This is a genomic window from Gimesia benthica, assembly GCF_009720525.1.
GTDB lineage: Bacteria > Planctomycetota > Planctomycetia > Planctomycetales > Planctomycetaceae > Gimesia > Gimesia benthica.
The window spans coordinates 506,222-524,736 of sequence record NZ_CP043930.1 but is presented as its reverse complement, the minus strand read 5'-3'; the positions used below and the strand labels follow the sequence as shown (position 1 = coordinate 524,736).

The 18,515-nt window shown below is 52.2% G+C and carries 11 protein-coding genes; 2 read left to right on the top strand and 9 right to left on the bottom strand.

Annotation, left to right across the window (positions count from 1 at the left end; translation table 11 throughout):
- Positions 1–161 precede the first annotated feature (161 nt).
- Positions 162–1,913: a hypothetical protein gene (locus F1728_RS02195; protein WP_155362712.1), complete on the top strand. Its 1,752-nt coding sequence runs from the start codon at positions 162–164 to the stop codon at positions 1,911–1,913.
- A gap of 23 nt (positions 1,914–1,936) precedes the next feature.
- On the opposite strand, the gene F1728_RS02190 is transcribed toward F1728_RS02195, so the two are convergent.
- The 5 genes from F1728_RS02190 to F1728_RS02170 all read right to left on the bottom strand — a co-directional run bounded on the left by F1728_RS02190 (position 1,937) and on the right by F1728_RS02170 (position 8,555).
- Positions 1,937–4,351, bottom strand: a complete 2,415-nt coding sequence (locus F1728_RS02190) for a YfhO family protein (protein ID WP_155362711.1) — start codon at positions 4,349–4,351, stop codon at positions 1,937–1,939.
- Between the two features lie 255 nt (positions 4,352–4,606).
- Complete coding sequence (locus F1728_RS02185; RefSeq protein WP_155362710.1) at positions 4,607–5,455, bottom strand: carbon-nitrogen hydrolase family protein; 849 nt, start codon at positions 5,453–5,455, stop codon at positions 4,607–4,609.
- Positions 5,456–5,569: 114 nt separating this feature from the next.
- Positions 5,570–6,292, bottom strand: a complete 723-nt coding sequence (locus F1728_RS02180) for a metal-dependent hydrolase (RefSeq protein ID WP_155362709.1) — start codon at positions 6,290–6,292, stop codon at positions 5,570–5,572.
- Between the two features lie 129 nt (positions 6,293–6,421).
- Positions 6,422–7,228 carry a histidinol-phosphatase gene (gene hisN / locus F1728_RS02175; protein ID WP_155362708.1) on the bottom strand — a complete coding sequence of 269 codons (807 nt, stop codon included), beginning with the start codon at positions 7,226–7,228 and terminating at the stop codon, positions 6,422–6,424.
- A gap of 82 nt (positions 7,229–7,310) precedes the next feature.
- Positions 7,311–8,555: a lactate racemase domain-containing protein gene (locus F1728_RS02170; protein ID WP_155362707.1), complete on the bottom strand. Its 1,245-nt coding sequence runs from the start codon at positions 8,553–8,555 to the stop codon at positions 7,311–7,313.
- A gap of 503 nt (positions 8,556–9,058) precedes the next feature.
- Between F1728_RS02170 and F1728_RS02165 the strand changes: the two genes are divergently transcribed.
- Positions 9,059–12,385, top strand: coding sequence for a DEAD/DEAH box helicase (locus tag F1728_RS02165; RefSeq protein WP_155362706.1), 3,327 nt, complete (start codon positions 9,059–9,061; stop codon positions 12,383–12,385).
- A gap of 51 nt (positions 12,386–12,436) precedes the next feature.
- Here the strand turns inward: F1728_RS02165 and F1728_RS02160 are convergent, their stop codons facing one another.
- The 4 genes from F1728_RS02160 to F1728_RS02145 all read right to left on the bottom strand — a co-directional run bounded on the left by F1728_RS02160 (position 12,437) and on the right by F1728_RS02145 (position 18,489).
- Positions 12,437–15,817, bottom strand: coding sequence for a hypothetical protein (locus F1728_RS02160; protein ID WP_155362705.1), 3,381 nt, complete (start codon positions 15,815–15,817; stop codon positions 12,437–12,439).
- A 2-nt stretch (positions 15,818–15,819) separates the two neighbouring features.
- A complete protein-coding gene (locus tag F1728_RS02155) occupies positions 15,820–16,050 on the bottom strand; it encodes a hypothetical protein (RefSeq protein WP_155362704.1) in 231 nt (76 codons plus the stop codon).
- A gap of 160 nt (positions 16,051–16,210) precedes the next feature.
- On the bottom strand, positions 16,211–16,351 hold the full coding sequence (locus F1728_RS02150) for a hypothetical protein (protein ID WP_155362703.1): 141 nt from the start codon (positions 16,349–16,351) through the stop codon (positions 16,211–16,213).
- A gap of 38 nt (positions 16,352–16,389) precedes the next feature.
- Positions 16,390–18,489: a hypothetical protein gene (locus tag F1728_RS02145; protein WP_155362702.1), complete on the bottom strand. Its 2,100-nt coding sequence runs from the start codon at positions 18,487–18,489 to the stop codon at positions 16,390–16,392.
- Positions 18,490–18,515 lie beyond the last annotated feature (26 nt).

Below are 18,515 nucleotides of genomic sequence, written 5' to 3'. Positions count from 1 at the left end.
AAGTCAGGGTAATCAGTAGAACTAGACAGTTTCCATATGAAATGTCTGTTTTTTGTATTGGATACAAAATATATATTTTAACTATAGTGCTTATGCTGTCTATAGTGTTGTCTGGTGATGTGTAATTGCACAAAAGTACTGTAATTATGTGGAGTTATTGGGTGATTGACCAGCCAGACAGACAGTTTTCCCTGGGGGCCTGGTTTGCCAGTATAATTTTGTTATTTCTGGTCATACTGTGTGTCCCCCTGTTTATCAGAATGCCGCTGGCAACAGATGTCGTGCTTTACGATGTTCAAGCAGAGACGGTGCTGGATGGCGGGACGCTGTATCAGCACATGTTTGAAACCAATCTGCCGGGCATTGTCTGGTTGCACATGCTGATTCGACCGATCATCGGCATGAGTTCTGATGCCCTGCGGTGTGTCGATCTGCTGTTTTTTACCGGATCGGTGACCTTGTTGGCCTTCTGGAGTCGAAGAAGCCAGCTCTCCATTACGGGCATGCTCTGGATCGCCATTGCACTCTATGCCTTTTATTTCTCTCTCTCGGAGTGGTGTCACTTCCAGCGAGATACCATCATTCTGCTTCCATCAATGGGAGCACTCTGGATGAGGCGAAAACAGCTCGATCGCCTGCTCGCAGACAAACAAATCAGAGTCGCTTCGATCTGGGGCTGGGCATTTCTGGAAGGTTTGCTCTGGGCAACTGCATTCTGGATCAAACCTTTTGTCGCGGTTCCCGCGTTATGCGTCTGGCTGGGATCTGTCTGGCTGCTGGGACAGTGGCGGCGTTCTCTACTTGACCTGACAGGATTATTGTCAGGGGGACTGTTTCTGGGAGCAGCCGGCATTGCCTGGTTATGGCAGACCGGTGCCTGGCCCTGGTTTCTGGAAACGTTTCTAGAGTGGAACCCGGAATATGTAGCAGCGCGGAAATCTGGCTGGACTGTGATGCGGTTTGCGCAGTTTCTGTATCGATTTTATCCCTGGTTTCTACTGAATCTGATTGCAATTCCTCTGGCGCTGATCATGTTGAAAGACGGCTGGAAAGCACGTCGCAAGGCTGAACCAGAGGATGTTTCCAGTCCTGATTCAAGAGATCAAAGTCTACTGGCCCTGATGTACCTGGGTTGGTTGTTTCAGTCGATGGCATTTCAGCATCTGTTTGATTATGTCCATCCCCCTGCTCATCTGCTGGCGATCGCGGTGATCGGCGGCTATCTGGGCAGTCGTTACAGTCAACATGCTTTAGGTTGGGGCTGGAAGTCAGGAATGGCCCTGTTTTTACTGCTGGTGGTGCTTACTTTTCCTGCGTTTAAGCCTGATCGAGTCCGCTTGTGGAAGACCTGTCTGCTGCAATCCAGCGATGCAGAATTAAAATCGAAGCTGGCATTACTGGTCCAGGTCGACTGGGAAGATCTCGCAGCCGTACGTGAGTTTCTGGCGGAGCAGCAGCTCAAAGACCGCGAGTTGCATTGTTACAACAGTACTTTAATTTATCTCTATCCGGAATTAGGGTTGCAGCCAGCGACCCGCTTTGGCTTTTTCGATTCGGTACTGGTCTTCTGTCGCAAGCACCGCGGTGATCTTCACCAGGCGATTCAAGACAGCCCGCAGAAATTCATCGTGACCGATTTGATCGAGAGCGGGTTTAACAGGGAAACAGCACTCGCAACTGCGGAAAGTCCAGAAAAGAATGTGCCGCCTCAGTACCCCGTCAGTCTCAAGGGAGCCTATCCCTGGTCTCAACCCGTCGTGTTTCGATCGGGACGCTATCTGGTACATCGGGTAGAACGTCCCCTGGGGAAATTCATCGGCGGTGGTTTTGTACCGACAGAAACGGAAGTGCAAAAATTCCTGCAGCGACAAAAAGAGAGTACATCAGAGAACAACGATCGAAAGAATGATTGATCGATCCTCGTCTATACCAAGTCTTATTCGGCTTGCGGTTTAGAGTCTGAACGGAATGCTTTTACCAGCAGAATGCATAATATTGCCAGGGCGGTGAGAGAAATAACACGACCAATCTGAAAGCCGGGCGGAACGAAGCTCAGTTGAACCTGATGCTGGCCAGGAGGCAGAGGAATCGCTCTCAAAGAGAAATCCGCGGGCAAGACTGGTAGTTCCTGCTGACCGAGTCTGGCAGTCCAGCCGGGGTAATAAATGTCGGACAGGACCAGGTAGCCTGGCGCGTCAAGATCCGCTTGAAGACTCAGTGAATTGGGGCTGTTTTCCAGGATGGAAGCCGGTTGAAATGCCTGTCTGTCTCCCTTGGGGAGGACATCCTGTCTCAGTAAAACCTCATCACGTGGTTTGACTTTCGAAATGACTGCTACGATTTTCTTACTGGACTCCTCGTCCTGAAGAGCACGGGTTTGTCCGACCAGGTAAGCGCGGGGAAGCGGGTTTTGGTTTTCGATAATCTGGAATGGAATCTGGCGTGGCTTTGATCCCCTGAGAGTATATTCCGCAGGCACCTGACCCTGTAAAACCGTCTTCCAACCTTCCAGCTTAACGGGCTCGCTGGTTCTCAATACGGCATATTTGATACTCATCAGGTCAAGTAGCTGTGGCTCCGCTGTTTCAAGTTGTGGCGAGTCGAATCCTGCCATCATCCTGGCTGCATTGGGTTGGTCGAACGTGGCGGCTGCCAGGAGCCCGAGTCGTACGAGGGGCACTGGTTCATAACCTTGAACTTTTAAGAGTTGATTTTTCCAGGCCTCACGATCACTCAGCAGGTGCTGGTCAGCCAGAACACGGTGTTCCCCCAGGTTATTCTTCAGGAATTGGACAATTTCTGTCTCTCCCCGGATGGATGATTGGGGGATCGTGCACAGGATGTGGTTTGAATAGATCGAGAGTTCTCCGGTACAGATCAGGCAGAGGATCACGAGTCCTCCGAAAGCGGCTTTTCGTGAGAGGCTGGTGAGAAAAATAGCAATCGAGATGCCTAGCAGGGCTGTCAGCAGGTAGCCTGCCTGGATGTTGAACAACTTGTCTGGAGCCAGACTGACTTTAAGACTCCCTGCAGACTTAAATATCAGATAGATCAGGATTGGTAGAGCTGCAACAACAGCGATTCCTGCAAGCAGCCGCATGGTTCGACCTTTTGAGTTCTGATACAACAGCGAAATCCACTGAGATCCAAACCCGGCCAGCATTGCGACGACCAGGGTGCAGATCCATAGCTGACGACCAGGAATTCGAAACATCGATGCCCCGGGAATCAGTTGATAAAACAACTTATAAAATGGAAGTTCGGGGCCGAATGCCAGCAGAAATGCGATCAGTCCAATCAGTGTCAGCCGGATGACGATTCGTTGGTGAAAGGAACTTAAAACTCCCACAATAGCCAGTAGCAGAGGGAGACATCCAAACGAGCAGATCGCTTCCCAGTAAAAGGTTCCGGGGCCGGTATACTGGTCCGGTTTTCCCCAGACGAACGGATCAATCAGTTGCAGCAGGCTGGCTGCATTCAGGCTACCTGCGCTGAGGCTGGCCAGGTCAATTCCACTGGAGCGGACTGCCTGTTTCGTATAGATGAACACCGGGATCAGATCAATGGCGACAAGCCCTGCTGTTAACAGCCCCGCCGTCAGCCAGCCTTTAATCCAGAGACCTGGTCTACTTGTTTCTTCCAGTTCGGTTACGGCACCCTGCTCACTTTCAATTGGTTTCTTTTTGAAAAAGAGTTCGAGGATAGATTCAATGACAATCGCAGCGGTGAGGAACAGCAGCAGATAGTAGAGTTCCTGAACGTGACCACAGAAAAATGCAAGAGAGATCACAACAACCAGGAAGGGAACCGCTTTTTTACTGCCTGTGCGCAGGAGTTCGTACGCGTATAAGATCCAGGGGAACCAGGCGATTTGTGTGACAGACGTGAAGTGCCCTTCGCCCGTTTTGGCAACAAAGTAAGGAGCTGCCAGGAAAACAATCCCTGAGAGCAGTGCGCTGAAGAAATTCAACCGATACATTCTACCGAGCAGATACGCGCCCCAGCCGGCCCACCAGTGATGTAGAACCAGTACCCAGCTGATTGTAGAAGCCGCATTTAGGAAAAAGAATATCCAGTTGATCGGGTAGAACAGAGACGCTTGTGGATTTCCCACCCAGGGCATGCCCAGCAATGACCAGGGATTCCAATAAGGAAACTGGTTGAATTGCTGGATGCACTCGCGCTGATAGTCTTTGAAGCCGATGAACTGGTTGGTTGTGTCGTTATATCCCTGGTTCTGGACACCCACCAGGACATCTGCCGGGTGACTCACGAGTGCCTGAAAACAGACTCCTGAAACGATTAACAGAATCAGGGCCGCGATCACATTTTGAAACAGTCTGGACTTCATGTGTTTCTTTTCAGCATCACTGATTAGTTGACTCGCATTTTCATGGCGAGCGGGTTTGTCAAGAAACTGAAACGCTCCATTCGTCTCTGTAAGTGTAAATGAACAAAGGCTGTTATGTGAATTTCAGCCTGTTCTGGTCCCGGTACGTATCCAGGGAACGGAAGCGGGAATGCTGCCAGTTGGAGAACATATAGCATTGTGTATGCCAAACTAAGCGGTTGTCCGGCATGCCTATGGGCTCATTATGTCGGCAGATCAACCACGGTGGGGAGGTTTTAATCCGTGGGGCTCCACGATCAGACCGTACATTTCAGGACGACGATCCGCGAGACGATCAATCACATGTTTATCCGGGACACGGTCAACGCGTTTGTTGCGGGCTCGCTCCGGATCGAAGGTGGCATACAGAATTTCTTCATCTCTCCCGGTTGAAGTGGCCAAAGTTTCGCCGGCGGGGCCGCAGATGCGGCTCTTGCCAATGAACTGGAAGCCCCGCTCTTCACCGACCCGGTTGATAGCGCAATAGAAGATTCCGTTTTCCATGGCCCGTGTATTGATGGCATGTTCGGCTAAGCAGTCTGCACCGGTGGGCCAGTTCGTCGGCAGGATGATCAGATCAGCCTGCTGGAGTGTCATGACCCGGGATGACTCTGGAAACGCACTATCATAACAGATATTCAAACCGATACGTGCGGATGGGTGTTCGAAGACCTCGAATCCCCGGTCGCCAGGCGTCGCGAACCGGTCGACACCGAGATAAGGTAAATGGATTTTTCGATATTTACTCAGCACACCTTCTCGTGTAATTACAACTGCTGAGTTATAGACCCCATGTGCAGCCTGCTCGAGCATACCGATCACAACAGTCTGTTTTAACTCGCGGCAAACCTGCTGCAAAGTTTTGGTTGTGGGACCCGGAATCGTTTCAGCCAGTGGCACTGCTTCCTGCAGACTGTCAAAGCAGTAGCCGGTCAGTGCGCACTCGGGGAACACAGTCAGTTCCGCTCCCTCAGAAGCCGTTTCGTGCATCTTTGCGATAATTCGATGGAGGTTTTCCGTTTTCTCCATCAGGGCGATATCCATCTGGACGCCGGCTATAATCATGCTGTTGCTCCCCTGCTCTAGATTGGGCTATTCCTGATCTCGCTGAGTTTTTACCCGTGCGATTATAAAGGACCCAAGAAGGAGATACCATCCCTGCGGTCAGGATACGGGGATTTAGAGACGCTCGGTGGTTTTAAAAGGCGAAGCCTGCTGGACTGGCGGTTCTGATTTTTCAATCGGATTTGCCTGTTGCGGTGGGGGGATCAACACACCCGAATCGACGAGAGTGATATAGGTCATGGTGAGCAGGATAGCATAGGCGACCGCGTTACCAAACAATCCGTTCCCAAACCATTTCAGTGCACTCCCCGCAGATTTCTTCAGACGGATGGTGACTCCTTTGCGTTCCACGCTGTAAACCTCGTCCAGAACGAGGTGGGAGAGAAAGCCCAGTGAAATACCACCGGCCATCAGAAATTTCACGGCGAAGGAATCACTGATATAGGAGAGGAAAACGGCTTCTCCGGTGATAATCAGGGCGGGGATGCTGTGAAACATGCCCCGGTGTACTGCGAATTTCGAGAGGATCGCTGAACCGCCGTAACGAACTCCCGCGTAGGTAACGACCGCCATCAGGATCGCATCATCGGGATCTGCCCCTTTGCGAATCATGCAGCGCATTGCCATAAAGGAAGCAACGGCGGCAGTCAGGCTGAACAGTTCCTTGATGGGCCGTCCCGTTTCAGAATCGAGGTCTGGCAGCATACCTCCCACCCAGGTCAGTACTCCTGCCAGGATACCCTGAGTCGGGGTGAATCCCAATAAGAGGGTGCCTACGGAGCCGTAAACGACTCCCAATAACCCGCTGACGCTGATGTGCTCCGTATAACCGGCCATGCAATTCTTCCCTGAAGTTGCGTTCTGTTCCTGAATGGATCGAATCAGTCCTTCCTGAGGAGATCCTAGCAAAGAACTGCAGCGGGAATCAATGCGACTTCAAAACCCTGTTTTATAGCTGGAAATCGGCTAGTTCTGGGCAATAATCTGCAGGACCTCGTCTTTGAGTGCGTCGTTAACGGCCATTCCGTTGCCTGTATAAATTGAAGGCTTGCCATCAAAGTCAATCCAGTGACCGCCGGCTTCTTCCAGGATGGGCAGCAAAGCAGCAGCATCCCAGGGGCTTAACACGGGATCCACCATCACTTCCGCACGACCAGTGGCTACCAGCATGTGGCCATAGCAGTCGCCCCAGCCTCGGGCGAGGTAGGAATTGCGACAGAGGTTCTCATACGCCTTCTGCTTGCCGATGGTTTCCCAGCGAGTCATAGTGGTCGTACAGAACACGGCATCAGAGAGTTGGGATTTCTCTGAAACCCGGGCGCGACGTGGTTCCTGGTCACGGATTTTCCACCAGGCCCCATCTCCTTTGATCGCATAGACGACTTCGTCCAGAGCGGGGAAACGGCAGACGCCCATGACGAGCTTACCGTTTTCTTCCAGACCCAGCAGGGTTCCGAAGAGGGGCACGCCTTGTGTGAACGGTTTGGTGCCGTCAATTGGATCCAGAATCCACTTGAATGCGTTTGAACCTTCGACTGGCGGTAATTCCTCACCCATGATGCTGTCGTCAGGAAACGCCATGGTGATTTCTTCCCGCAACAATTCCTCTGCCCCACGGTCGGCGATCGTGACCGGTGAGTCGTCTGACTTGCGATCTACCTTCAGTTCGGGGGACTGATAGTATTTGAGGATGAGCTCGCTGGCCTTTTCAGAGGCGGTCAAAGCAAGTTCCAGGCGGGCTTTCAGTTCAAATTGTTCTGAGTGAATAGTCATGATAAGAAAATCGTTTCCTGAGGATGGTCAGAAGTTATCAGCAATATTGAATGATCAGCGAGTCGCTGTCACTTAGGTTGAATTATTCATTTTCCAGACGGTAAAGATGCTCCCCTGCTTTCCTCACCAGGAGGATGCCTTCATCTTCCCGGTCTGCGAATGATTCGACATCGATCGTATCGGGATCACGATAGCCGAGATTGATTTTCTCGCAGAGTTCGGGATGAATCTGGGAAGCCAGAGTCACCTGCACCCGGGGCCGTTCGATGCCGTCTTCGAATGTTCCTGTACCACGCACATGAGTCGAATGGGCGAGGATGCCCCAGGGGTAGTCCTTAAACTGGTCCCACTGTTTGGTGAAATAGTCGCGGACATGGTAACCAACTTCGGAAATCAGCTTGCCATGAGTGACCGAAATTTCCTTCATGTGCGGAGCGTAAATGATCAGTTCACCACCATCAGCTACGACTGGTTCCAGCTTGTACATACATTTGCCGGCTACCCAGAGTTCATCGTACATCAGGGGCGCACAGGAGAGTACCTGCTTGAATGGTTTCGGCTTGCGTTTGATGTGAATCTGGCCGGAGAGGTTGGCGGCTGATTCCCAGGCCGATTCCGGGGTTCCATAAAACAAGCCGTAGAGCGAACTGTCCGGAGCGACGACGAAGGTGATACAGCGTTTCTCGTTAGGGATCATTGCTGCAGAACGGTTTACGACTTCGCGTACCGGCGTATGTTTGACGCCAATAATTCCCACGTTGGTAATCAGGGCGCCCAGCCAGTGGAAGAAGTTCAACAGGTCCGGACCGGAGATTCCCGGGAAGAAATATTTGCTGCCACCGGAGAAACCGACGACTTCATGCGGGAAGACGGGCCCCATAATCTGGAGCATATCGTAATCCCTGATGCGGGAATTGATCGTCACAGGGACTTCCATTTCCAGCAGGCCTTCGGAAATGGCTTTGGTATCTTCTTTCGTCAGCGTACCAATCTCAGTCAGACGTTCGGGGTTGTCCCATTCGTGGTTATATAGCCCTACGTCTTTGTATTCCGCCTGACGGGCCGCTTCTGAAATTCCCAGCAGGCGGCAGATGTCTTTCTCGGGCATGGGGGGATGCGTGCCCAGGGCAACCAGCACATCAATCTGTTTGGCAACAGGGTTTAACAGGCGATGGAATGTTGCAAACAAGAGAGGCAGAGGTGCGGTGCGGGTCGCATCCGGGACAATGAGCAGAATACGTTTATTGCGATAGTCTTCAACGGGAAGGTTCTCTTCGAACCATTGAATGACTTCCTGTTCGGTGAGGGTCTGGTGAGGTTGTTCCATTAGTCGCAATTGCTTTCAGGGGAGCCCACTGGTCTCTGATTCGCTTTACTGCAGGGGCTGACAGCAAAAAACTTATTATATAATCCATTTTCGAAAAAAGGAAATCGAGCGAAGGACTTGTGGGAGTCGTATATCACACTTTTTCCCGTTCGACCAGTCTGAGGGGGCTGAACTTCAGAGACTCTTGAATATAATGGAATGCTCAGAATCAATTTTTAAATGGAAGTCAAAAATTCATAAGAAAACCCTCCAGATAGACTGGTCAAATGCGGCGTGGATCTAGTAACCTCGTAAGATGCGCTCTGCACGGGAGTTGAGGGTAAAACTTCAATAACCCACCCGGGCTGGTTCAGTGTGAAACGATCTGGCTGAGCGAACCTAACATTATAAGTTCCGACCGATACTAGCGTTGGTCCAGGAGCCATTCAGGACTGACTTATGCAGATAACTGGGAGTGTCTCAATAATGCGAGTTGCGTTTTGGGATCAGGCAGGAGGCCGTCCATGACGTTAGCAGAATTACTGGAAAATCAATTTCGTGCGGACATTCGTTTCCGTGGAGCGGCTTACATTGAAGCCGAACGGGTTGAACTGACTCGCGTGACCGCAGACCATGTGTTTGCGGTGGTCAGAGATGGTGTAGAGTATCAGACTCAGCTGTCCCGCGATGACGGCAATCTGAAGACGTATTGCACCTGCGATCAGTTTCAGAAGTTCAACGTCTGTAAACATCTCTGGGCTTCTATCCTGGCGGTAGATGTGGCGGGCTACCTGACCGGTTCGGTCAAGCCTGGTTACATTCCTCCCTTCATCATCGAAAATACGCCGATTGCCTTCGATGAAGAAGATGACGACTACGATTTCTCAATGCCCTCCGATTTCGAGCTGGGCAGTGGTCGGTCTCGCAAGTCAAAGTCGAGTGGGGAACAGTCGACGGCAGTGACTTCGCGTCCGCGACTGCGCGAGTGGGAAACGAAACTGGTTGAACTGAAAAATGATTTCGCCCTCACGCCGGTTCTGTCTAAAACCACGCAACAGGAACGTGAGATCTTCTACGAGATTGATGTAGAAGAGAGTCAGGAATCTGGACAACTGGTCGTGCAGACTTCACAGCGTCAGCGAAGAGCTAACGGCCAGTGGGGCAAGCTGAAGCCACTCAAGCTAAAAGTCGGCCAGCTGCAGGAAGTCGAACATGAAGATGATCGCCGGATTCTGGCGTACCTCTCCGGCGGGACACCTGAGCGGACCAACTGGCGAGCCCAGCAGACCGAAACACAAATGGCTGCGTTCCGCTATCGGGTTCCGTATGAGCTTTGTGAGCTGATTCTTCCGCTGATGTGCGGTACAGGACACGTGCGCTACCTGGATCGACAGCCTGATGACGTCGATTCCCTGGTCTGGGACGGCGAGCATGCCTGGGAATTCCGGATGGGAGTTGAGCATGACCGCAAAGAATCGACATGGAAACTGAATGGTCATCTGAAGCGAGAAAACGATACGCTGGAAATCTCTGATGCCCGTCTGATTGTCGCGGGAGGACTGGTACTGACCCGCGATAAAATCACGCCTCTGGAAGATTACGATGCATTTCCCTGGATCAAAATGATTCAGATGAATGAGACAATTGAAGTCGATGAAGGCGAGCAGCAGGAATTGGTTGACCGCCTGCTGGACATGCCTGTCCTGCCCCGACTGGAACTGCCTGAAGAACTGCATCTGGAAGAGATTACCTGCGAGCCCAGTCCGGAGTTACTGATTCATTCTCCGCAGAAGAAACGCTGGCAGCAGGATCGCCTGTTCGGCGAGATTCATTTTAATTATCTCGATCATCTGGTTTCGGGAAGCAGTACCCAGTGGGCGATTGTGGATCGCCAGGAAAAACGCTGCATTCTTAGAGACCGTGAAAAAGAATCCCAAGCCTGGACACTACTGCAGGATAGTGGTTTCCGTCGCCTGTTGGACCGCCGGGTTCAGGGGCGCGATGTGGAAATTGCTGCCCGTGACCTGGGGGGGGCTGTTCGCGAAATGATCAATGCCGGCTGGGTGGTTCGCGCCGATGGTAAACAGGTCCATCAGCCTTCCAATATGATGTTCAAGGTCCAGTCTGGAATTGACTGGTTCGAACTGCATGCAGATATCGATTTTGAAGGCCAGACGGTTAAGTTTCCAGAGCTGTTATCAGCACTGGCCCGCGGTGATTCGTCGATTCGACTCGACGATGGCTCACTGGGAATCCTGCCGGAAGAGTGGATCGAACAGTACGGCATTCTGGCCGGATTGGCGGTCACTGATGAAGAGCATCTTCGGTTTGCTCCCAATCAGGTAGCACTGCTGGACGCTCTGCTGAGTTCACAGGAATTTGTTGAGACAGACGCCAAATTCGATGAAATGCGGGATAAGATCCGGAACTTTTCAGGGATTGCCCTGGATAAAGAACCAGCCGGATTCGAAGGGGGCTTGCGTAAGTATCAGCTCGAAGGTTTAGGCTGGCTGCAGTTCCTGCAGGACTTCCACTTTGGTGGGTGTCTGGCTGATGACATGGGGCTGGGTAAAACGGTACAGCTGCTGGCCCTGTTGTTACGTCGTAAGAAGGGCCGGGAAGGACATCTGCCTTCACTGGCTGTCGTTCCCAAGTCGCTGATGTTCAACTGGATGCAGGAAGCCGCCAAATTTACGCCTGAGTTGAAAGTTGTCGAGTACGCGGGCGGGGATCGAGGCAAACTGATCGATTCGCTGGAAGAGTACGATCTGGTTTTAACGACCTATGGCACGATGCGTCGCGATATTACTCAGATCAAAGATATCCAGTTCGATTATGCTGTGCTGGATGAAGCCCAGATGATTAAGAACTCAGGGTCGCAGGTTGCGAAGGCATCGCGGCTGCTGCAGGCAAAACATCGAATCGCATTGAGTGGTACCCCGGTGGAGAACCATCTGGGAGATCTGTGGTCGATCTTCGAGTTTCTCAATCCCGGAATGCTGGGACGCAGTTCGGTGTTCAAAGCTTATACCAACGACATCGAAGATAAGAATGCCCGGCTCCTCCTGGGGAATGCGTTGCGGCCGTTTATCCTGCGGCGAACCAAGGAACAGGTGGCTAACGAACTGCCTGACAAAGTTGAGCAGACGCTCTACTGCGATATGGGCAAAGATCAGACCCGTCTTTACGACGAACTCCGACAGCATTACCGGGACTCAATCCTGGGGATGGTCGAATCCAAGGGGCTGGGGAAAACCAAAATCCATGTGCTGGAAGCACTGCTCCGGCTGCGACAGGCAGCCTGCCACCCTGCTCTGCTGGAACGGGGACGCGCACTGGATGCTTCGGCCAAGATGGATGTGTTGATTCCACACCTGGAAGAACTGATCGAAGAAGGTCACAAGGCTCTTGTCTTTTCACAGTTCACCAGCATGTTGTCGATTGTGCAGGAACACCTGGATCAGAAAGAGATCGTCTACGAATACCTGGATGGACAGACGCGCGATCGTAAAGAACGCGTCGATCGATTCCAGACCGATAAAGATTGTGGCGTGTTCCTGATCAGTCTCAAGGCTGGTGGTTTAGGACTCAACCTGACCGCTGCGGATTACGTCTTCATTCTGGATCCCTGGTGGAACCCGGCTGTGGAGACGCAGGCGATCGACCGGGCACACCGTGTCGGGCAGACCAAACGGGTATTTGCCTACAAGCTGATCTGTCGCAATACGGTGGAAGAGAAGATCACTGAGTTACAGCAGCAGAAACGCGAACTGGCCGATGCGATTCTGGAAGAAAACCAGAGCGTCCTCAAGAACCTGTCCAGCGAAGATCTCGAACTGCTGCTCTCTTAACAAGGGAATCAGCAGTGCGAGTGATGTCTTCCAGCAGTTAATCTGAGTGACTTATTTGTCAGCCGGTTTCTGATTGGCCAGACCACGTGTGAAGGCTTCGTAGGCTTCGCGGTATTCTTCCGGAACCGGCAATCGACGTGGTCCCAGGCTGTCGCTGGTTTGTTCTCTGGTACTGTTCCGGTTTCGGCGTGCCGCCCGGGGAGCAGGTTTGAGTGATTTTAGCATCTCTTCAAATTGCCGCTTACGGGCCAGAGATTCAGGAGACTGCTGGTTATTGTCCTGCATTTGCAGCTGTTTCTGCAGCCGTTCGGAAAACTGTTTCATTTCCTCTTTCGACCAGCCCAGTTCCTTCAATAGTTCCGGATCGACTTCCTCGCGTTTGAGTTCGTCTTTGATGCGTTTCAGAACGAGGTTGGCGGCTTCTTTTCCATATTCGAGGTTGGCTTCATCTGCGTCGGGTAGCGCTGGACTGGAACCGGGGCCCCCTGATTCACTGTCACCAGGAGCGGTGCCTCCGGTCGTCGAACTGGAACCTTGAGGATCGCTGGAGTTGGAACCTTTACTGGAGCCTGCAGTCTGGCTGTTGCTCTTCTGGGATTGACCTTTGCCTTCGGATGAGCCCTGCCCTCCTTTTTGGCCTCCCTTCTGACCACCAGCTTGATCTCCTTTTTGTCCGCCAGACTGATTGCCTTTCTGATTCTGATTTTTGTTCTGCTGGTTTTGATCCTGTCCCTGTTTCTGAGGGGACTGGTTCTGCTCCATTGATTTACTGGAGCCGGAGGGATTTCCTTTGTTGCCTTGCTCCTGGTTCCCTTTTTGTCCGGTGGAATCACCTTTGCCGGGCTGCTGACTCCCTTTCTGTCCCTGGTCATTTTGGGAACTATTGCCGTTCTCTCCGTCCTGGGGGCGTTTGGATTTTTGATCATTGGTTTCAGGTTTACCCCCCGGTGGCTGGTTAGAACCGTCAGGCTGATCCTGTTTCTGCTGCGACTTCTTCCCCTCGGCAGCCTGTTGCTGTTTAGGGGAGGAGGGATTGTCGTTCGACTGTTGTGGTTTTCGCATTTCAGAACCCGGTTTCTGATCGGGCTGATCATTCTGCTGTCCCTGCTTGGAAGAGGACTGCTCCGGTTTCTCCTGCGGATTGGCATTCGGAGATTTTTTATCTCCCGGTCGCATCGCCGGTTTCTCATTCGGATCCCGCTTCACGTCGCTGTTGTTCCGCTTGGGATCAGCGTCGGGATCATTGTCCGGTCTGGCCTTCCCTTTGGGATCTCCTTCGGTTTTCATTTTGCGATCCGCTTCTTTCGAGTCAGAAGGCTCTTTCGTACCATCCTCTACCCGGCCTTTTTGAGGCGGGGATTTCTGGTCTGCTGATTTCTGATCAGGATTATTTTCATTTGCCTTAGAAGAGGGCTGGGGTTTCTGGTTTTTGTCCTGGTTCTGGCCCTGACCGGGTGTGCCTTGAGAGTTTTTATCCTGACTGGAAGAGGATTCGCTGGATTTGGAATCGGCTCCATTCGATTCCGGTTCCTGCATCTGCTTATCAGAGCCTGGGCGTTCGGAGTCCTGTTTCTCAGAACCCTGTTTTTCGTTTCCTGGCTGTTTTTGATCCGAGTCTGGTTCCTGGCCCTCTTTTTTCAGCTTCTCTAGAATTTTCTTGAGTGCTGCCTGGTCGTCACTGCCATCGCTGTCCAGACCTTCTTTTTTCTCTGGCTTGGACTGGGTTTGGCTTTTACCCGGTTCCGGGTTTGGCTCTGCTCCTGATTCAGGGGAATCTGATTTCTTCTGTCCACGCTGCTCAGACTGTTTTTGATCTTCGTTGCCCGGCTGTTTCTGGTCGCCGGATTGTTTACCAGAATCGGATTTGGAATCCCCCTGCTCTTTCTGATCGGGCATAGGCTGGTCGCCGTCACCTGGCTGCTGACCGGGTTGTTTTTCCTGACCTTTCTGCTGGCCGGGCTGTTTCTGCTGATCAGGATTCTGTTGCTTCTTCTCTTCCGCGGCCTTTTGCTTTTGTTCTTGCAGTTGTTTTTTGGCTTCTTCGGGTGAGACCGGTTCCTGGATTTCGATTTTGATCTTGGGTGTGTTCTTGCGGTTTCCCGACGGGTGCTTGTTGTCGCGAGCTTCGACCCAGAAGTAAATTGTGTCACCCGGATTCAATCGGAGAGGTTCCAGGGCGAGATCGTAATTGATCCCTACGCTTTTGCGATCCCCTTCGAACAGGGTTTTATCAAGAATGCGAATCTGCTGTTTTTCAACCCGCAGATTGAGATAGCGGAGTTTGAAATCCGGATCTTCCGCGATCACTGAAATCGGGACCGTGCCGTTGGACGGGAGTTTCAGATCCTGTTTGGGTGAGAGCAGGCTGATTTCGGGCGGTACATCACGACGGATCATCAGTGGGTAAACGGTCGGTGAGAGTGTCACCTGCCCTGCTTCGTTCCTGCATTTGATCTGATAGAATTTCGGGAAAGTTCCATCAGATCTCAGCTTCAGTTTCCAGGAGGCGGAGATGGTATTCTTGTCGATCGTTTTTTTGACCTGGAACTCTTCCAGCAAAGAGGCCGAGTCTTCTTCGTCAGAAAAGAGAACTTCAAACGATGTAATGGGCATGTTGGTCGTAGCATCTACGGTTACTTTGGTGCCTTCATAGGCATCGATAGCGCCGCCGGGCTGTTCTACTGCTGCCAGTTCCATGTAGGATGGATAATCGTAGCGGACGGAATGCACAGTCGCTGAGGGGGGCTGAATGACGTTGACCTGGTATTCCTCGGAAACTGCATCTCCGGCTTCGATATGGTAACTCAGATTCTGGCGAATTCCGCGGCCATTGACGCCAACAATCAGACCCTGGAAGCGTTTGAGGGTTTCATCCATGGCTCGGAGTTTGATCGGCTCATCGACGCGCCCCTGGTCGCTGGATGTGTAGAACAGTGTGACGTCTTCCGGCACTTCACCTCGGAGATCGACAATCACTTCCAACTGGCTGCCTGCCAGAACTTCTGTGTTTCCGGGAGTGACGGAACTGATCTGAGTCTGGGTGGCAAACTCGCGCTGGGAGGAAAATGAGATCGCAGCCGAGAGTGAGGGCCAGATCTGCTTAGGTGAAAAGAGTGCGTAGAAACAGAGAATGGCGACGACAAACAACAGGCAGTAAGAAAGCCGCATCAACGGGCGTCGATCCACCGCCTGTTCGGTATCGGTCTGGGAAAGCGTCAGTGCAGCCCGCTTTTCGAGCGAACTGATGATATCCGGATTGACTTTACGGTTGGATCGCTGGAGGTCTACCAGATTCAACAGCGCGCCGTGCATATCATCGGAGGTCTGTTCCAACGCACGGGCGGAGTAGAGCCGCGTCACTTTTTTGAAGTAGGGTAAAACCAGTTTCCAGACAGCCCAGCCAATACTGGCCAGAATCACCCCGGCGAGCATGATCAACCGTGAGAGATGACCGAAGCCCCCTTGATCAGCCAGTGATCACAGAGAATGAAGAGCAACAGGTAACCCAGGAAAATTGTGGAGATACCCACTGCTGTCGTGAGCAGATCATTCGCCTTGATGTGAGAACCGGTGCGGGAGACCTGATAGTCCACATATTCATCGAATTTGGCGTATTGCCCGTTCCGATTTTCTGTCGATGGGGTCGAATTGGAAGCTGTAGACATGGAGAACCTGTGTCAGTCTGAAATCCATAAAAGAACTGTCCTTACGTTCTTATTATAGAATGATCGACGCCTGCGATGGAAATAATGTTCCTGTTTTTTCAGGGAGTTTCCGTTTTCGGCAGTTTTTCAGAAGATTATCAGACAAATACCCGGACAATCGTTATACCAGGCCTTTTTTCTTACGCAGGAACCATTCCAGGGAGATCAGCAGCACAAACAGGAGCAGAAAATACCAGTTGTCCCAGAGTGATATTCGCCTGTATCGGGTCAGGTCGTTGTTCCAGGATTTGTCCTTGTTCATCCGGTTGAGGAAGCTGCCCAGCTCTTCAGGAGGGACTGCTATTCCCCCGAGAGTGAGGCGATCGTTTCGAGCAGCGAGTAGTCGGCTGCGGGATTATCCAGTTCCAGATCCCGGGGATCGACGATGAAACGTGTGGTGGCATCAAAACCCAGAGAAACGCCGTTCTGTTCTGCATGCACGGTCACCCAGTAATCTCCGGGCTCCGTCGTTTGAGAAAAAGTGGTGCGGGATGTTTCTCCCGTTCCCACGACTTCGACTTGCGACGTCTTACCAGAGGGACCAGCTACCTGTACGGTAAACTTCACATCGCTTAACGGTTTCCCTTCCGGGCCCCGGGCACCAAACAGGATGGGGACCTGGCTGCCGGGAGCGACGTTTCGAGGTTCAACCCGGGTCCAGACGCTCTGATCTGAGTCATTCTCTTTGTGGGCCAGCCAGAGGATCATCTGTCGCCAGAAACGCTCGTGTTCCTTACGGTGTCCGGAGAGAAACCACTGGAAGGTCGTATCGCCGGCAAACGCCATGACACGGGCTCCTCCCACATCGGAGGCAAACAGCAGCGGTATGGCACCGTTCCCTGCGGATTGGGCCAGGACTTCGACCGTCTCATACTTCTTACGGAGCTTATTGGCTCCTTTCAGGGGGGCCAGTTCATTCCAGAGTTGGCGATTGCGGTCTGACGAACTATCGAGTTGCATGACATAACGCTGCAGGCCCAGTGATGTGGGTATCATTTTCAGATCTTCAAAATGATGCAGGTCTTTTGCGATCCCATTTCCCGTCTGTTTTTCACTGCTCCGCATTTCGACCGGAATAAAGTTGTCCAGCGGCGTGTTTGCGTAACCTCCGGGGCCAAAACTGTGATAACCACCAGTCATCAACAGGCCGGAACCCTGATCCACCTGGGCGGCGATCTTACGCAGCAGCGTGGGGCCCAGGAGATCCGCGGGGATATCACCGATGATAAATACATCGTACTTGGAAACATCATTCAGATCGGGGCTGGTCGGTTTTCTGCCCCCGGAGAAACCGCTGCCCATGGGAATATAGTCGAGCTGAATTTTAGGGTCATTCATGGAGCGGATGAATTTCTGTTCCGGTCGGAGCGCATCGAAATAGGCGACCTGCACGCCCCCTTTCTGGACGGTGACAATCGTTTCCAGGCGGTTGTTTGTCTGCTTGATTTCTCCATCGAGGGGAACCGCTTCGACGGCAATTTTGTATTCTCCCGGCACTTCCGGAGTCCAGAAGAGTTCGACGGTGTCGAGCTCGTTATTCTGGGTGGGATGAATCTGGGTCGCGACCCGGGAGTTGTTATAAGGAGCCGCAGGAAGCATCAGACCGGCTTCACCGATTTTTTTCCCCGCTCGATCTTCAACCAGAAGTCGGACAGTAACATCTTTCCCGGAGGCACCCAGGCTGCGCACCTTGACGGTAATCGGCGTGGTTTTCTTTTCAAAAACCAGCGGATCAATCACCAGATTTTCCATGACCAGATCCAGGGTGGTGTCCTGCAACGTGGAAGAACCAAAGCCGAGCGTGTAGATGGGGATGCCGGCATCGCCGAAATAGCTGGCCTGTGATCTGATATCGACATCATAGGGAGGGAGCGAACGTTCCGCTCCATCAGAAAGCAGCAGGATGCCGACCAGTTGTTCCTGTTGCAGTTCGCCTGAGAGCATTTCCAATGCGTAACCGATGGCCGTCTGCTGTCCTTTCGCCTGATCGGAGAATGTTTCGACAGGTGTCAGGTCCTGTGCGAAATCAAACCGCCTGATTTTGATATTCTTATCCATCTCCTTGAATGCAGGCTGGGCAGCTTCCAGTGTTTTGAGCAGTTCATTGCGGCGGGTGGTGCTCGCGGGGCCGTCCTGAGTCTGCATGCTGCGACTGGAATCAGCCAGGATGTACAACCAGGACTGACGGACTGTTTTGTCGGTCAGTTCGATCGCGGGACGCAGCATCATGAAAGCCAGCAGCAGGACGATCAGCAGTCGCAGACCGATCAATGTTCGCCTGATCGGACGGGAAAAATGCGTGACGCGCCCGGGATAGGTGGTGAGAACCAATGCGAATAGCGCGATGATGAGCAGGATCATCGTGGGCCAGGACCAGATTGGTTCAAAGATTGGTTTCATGAGAGAGTCAGTTTCACGTCAGACAG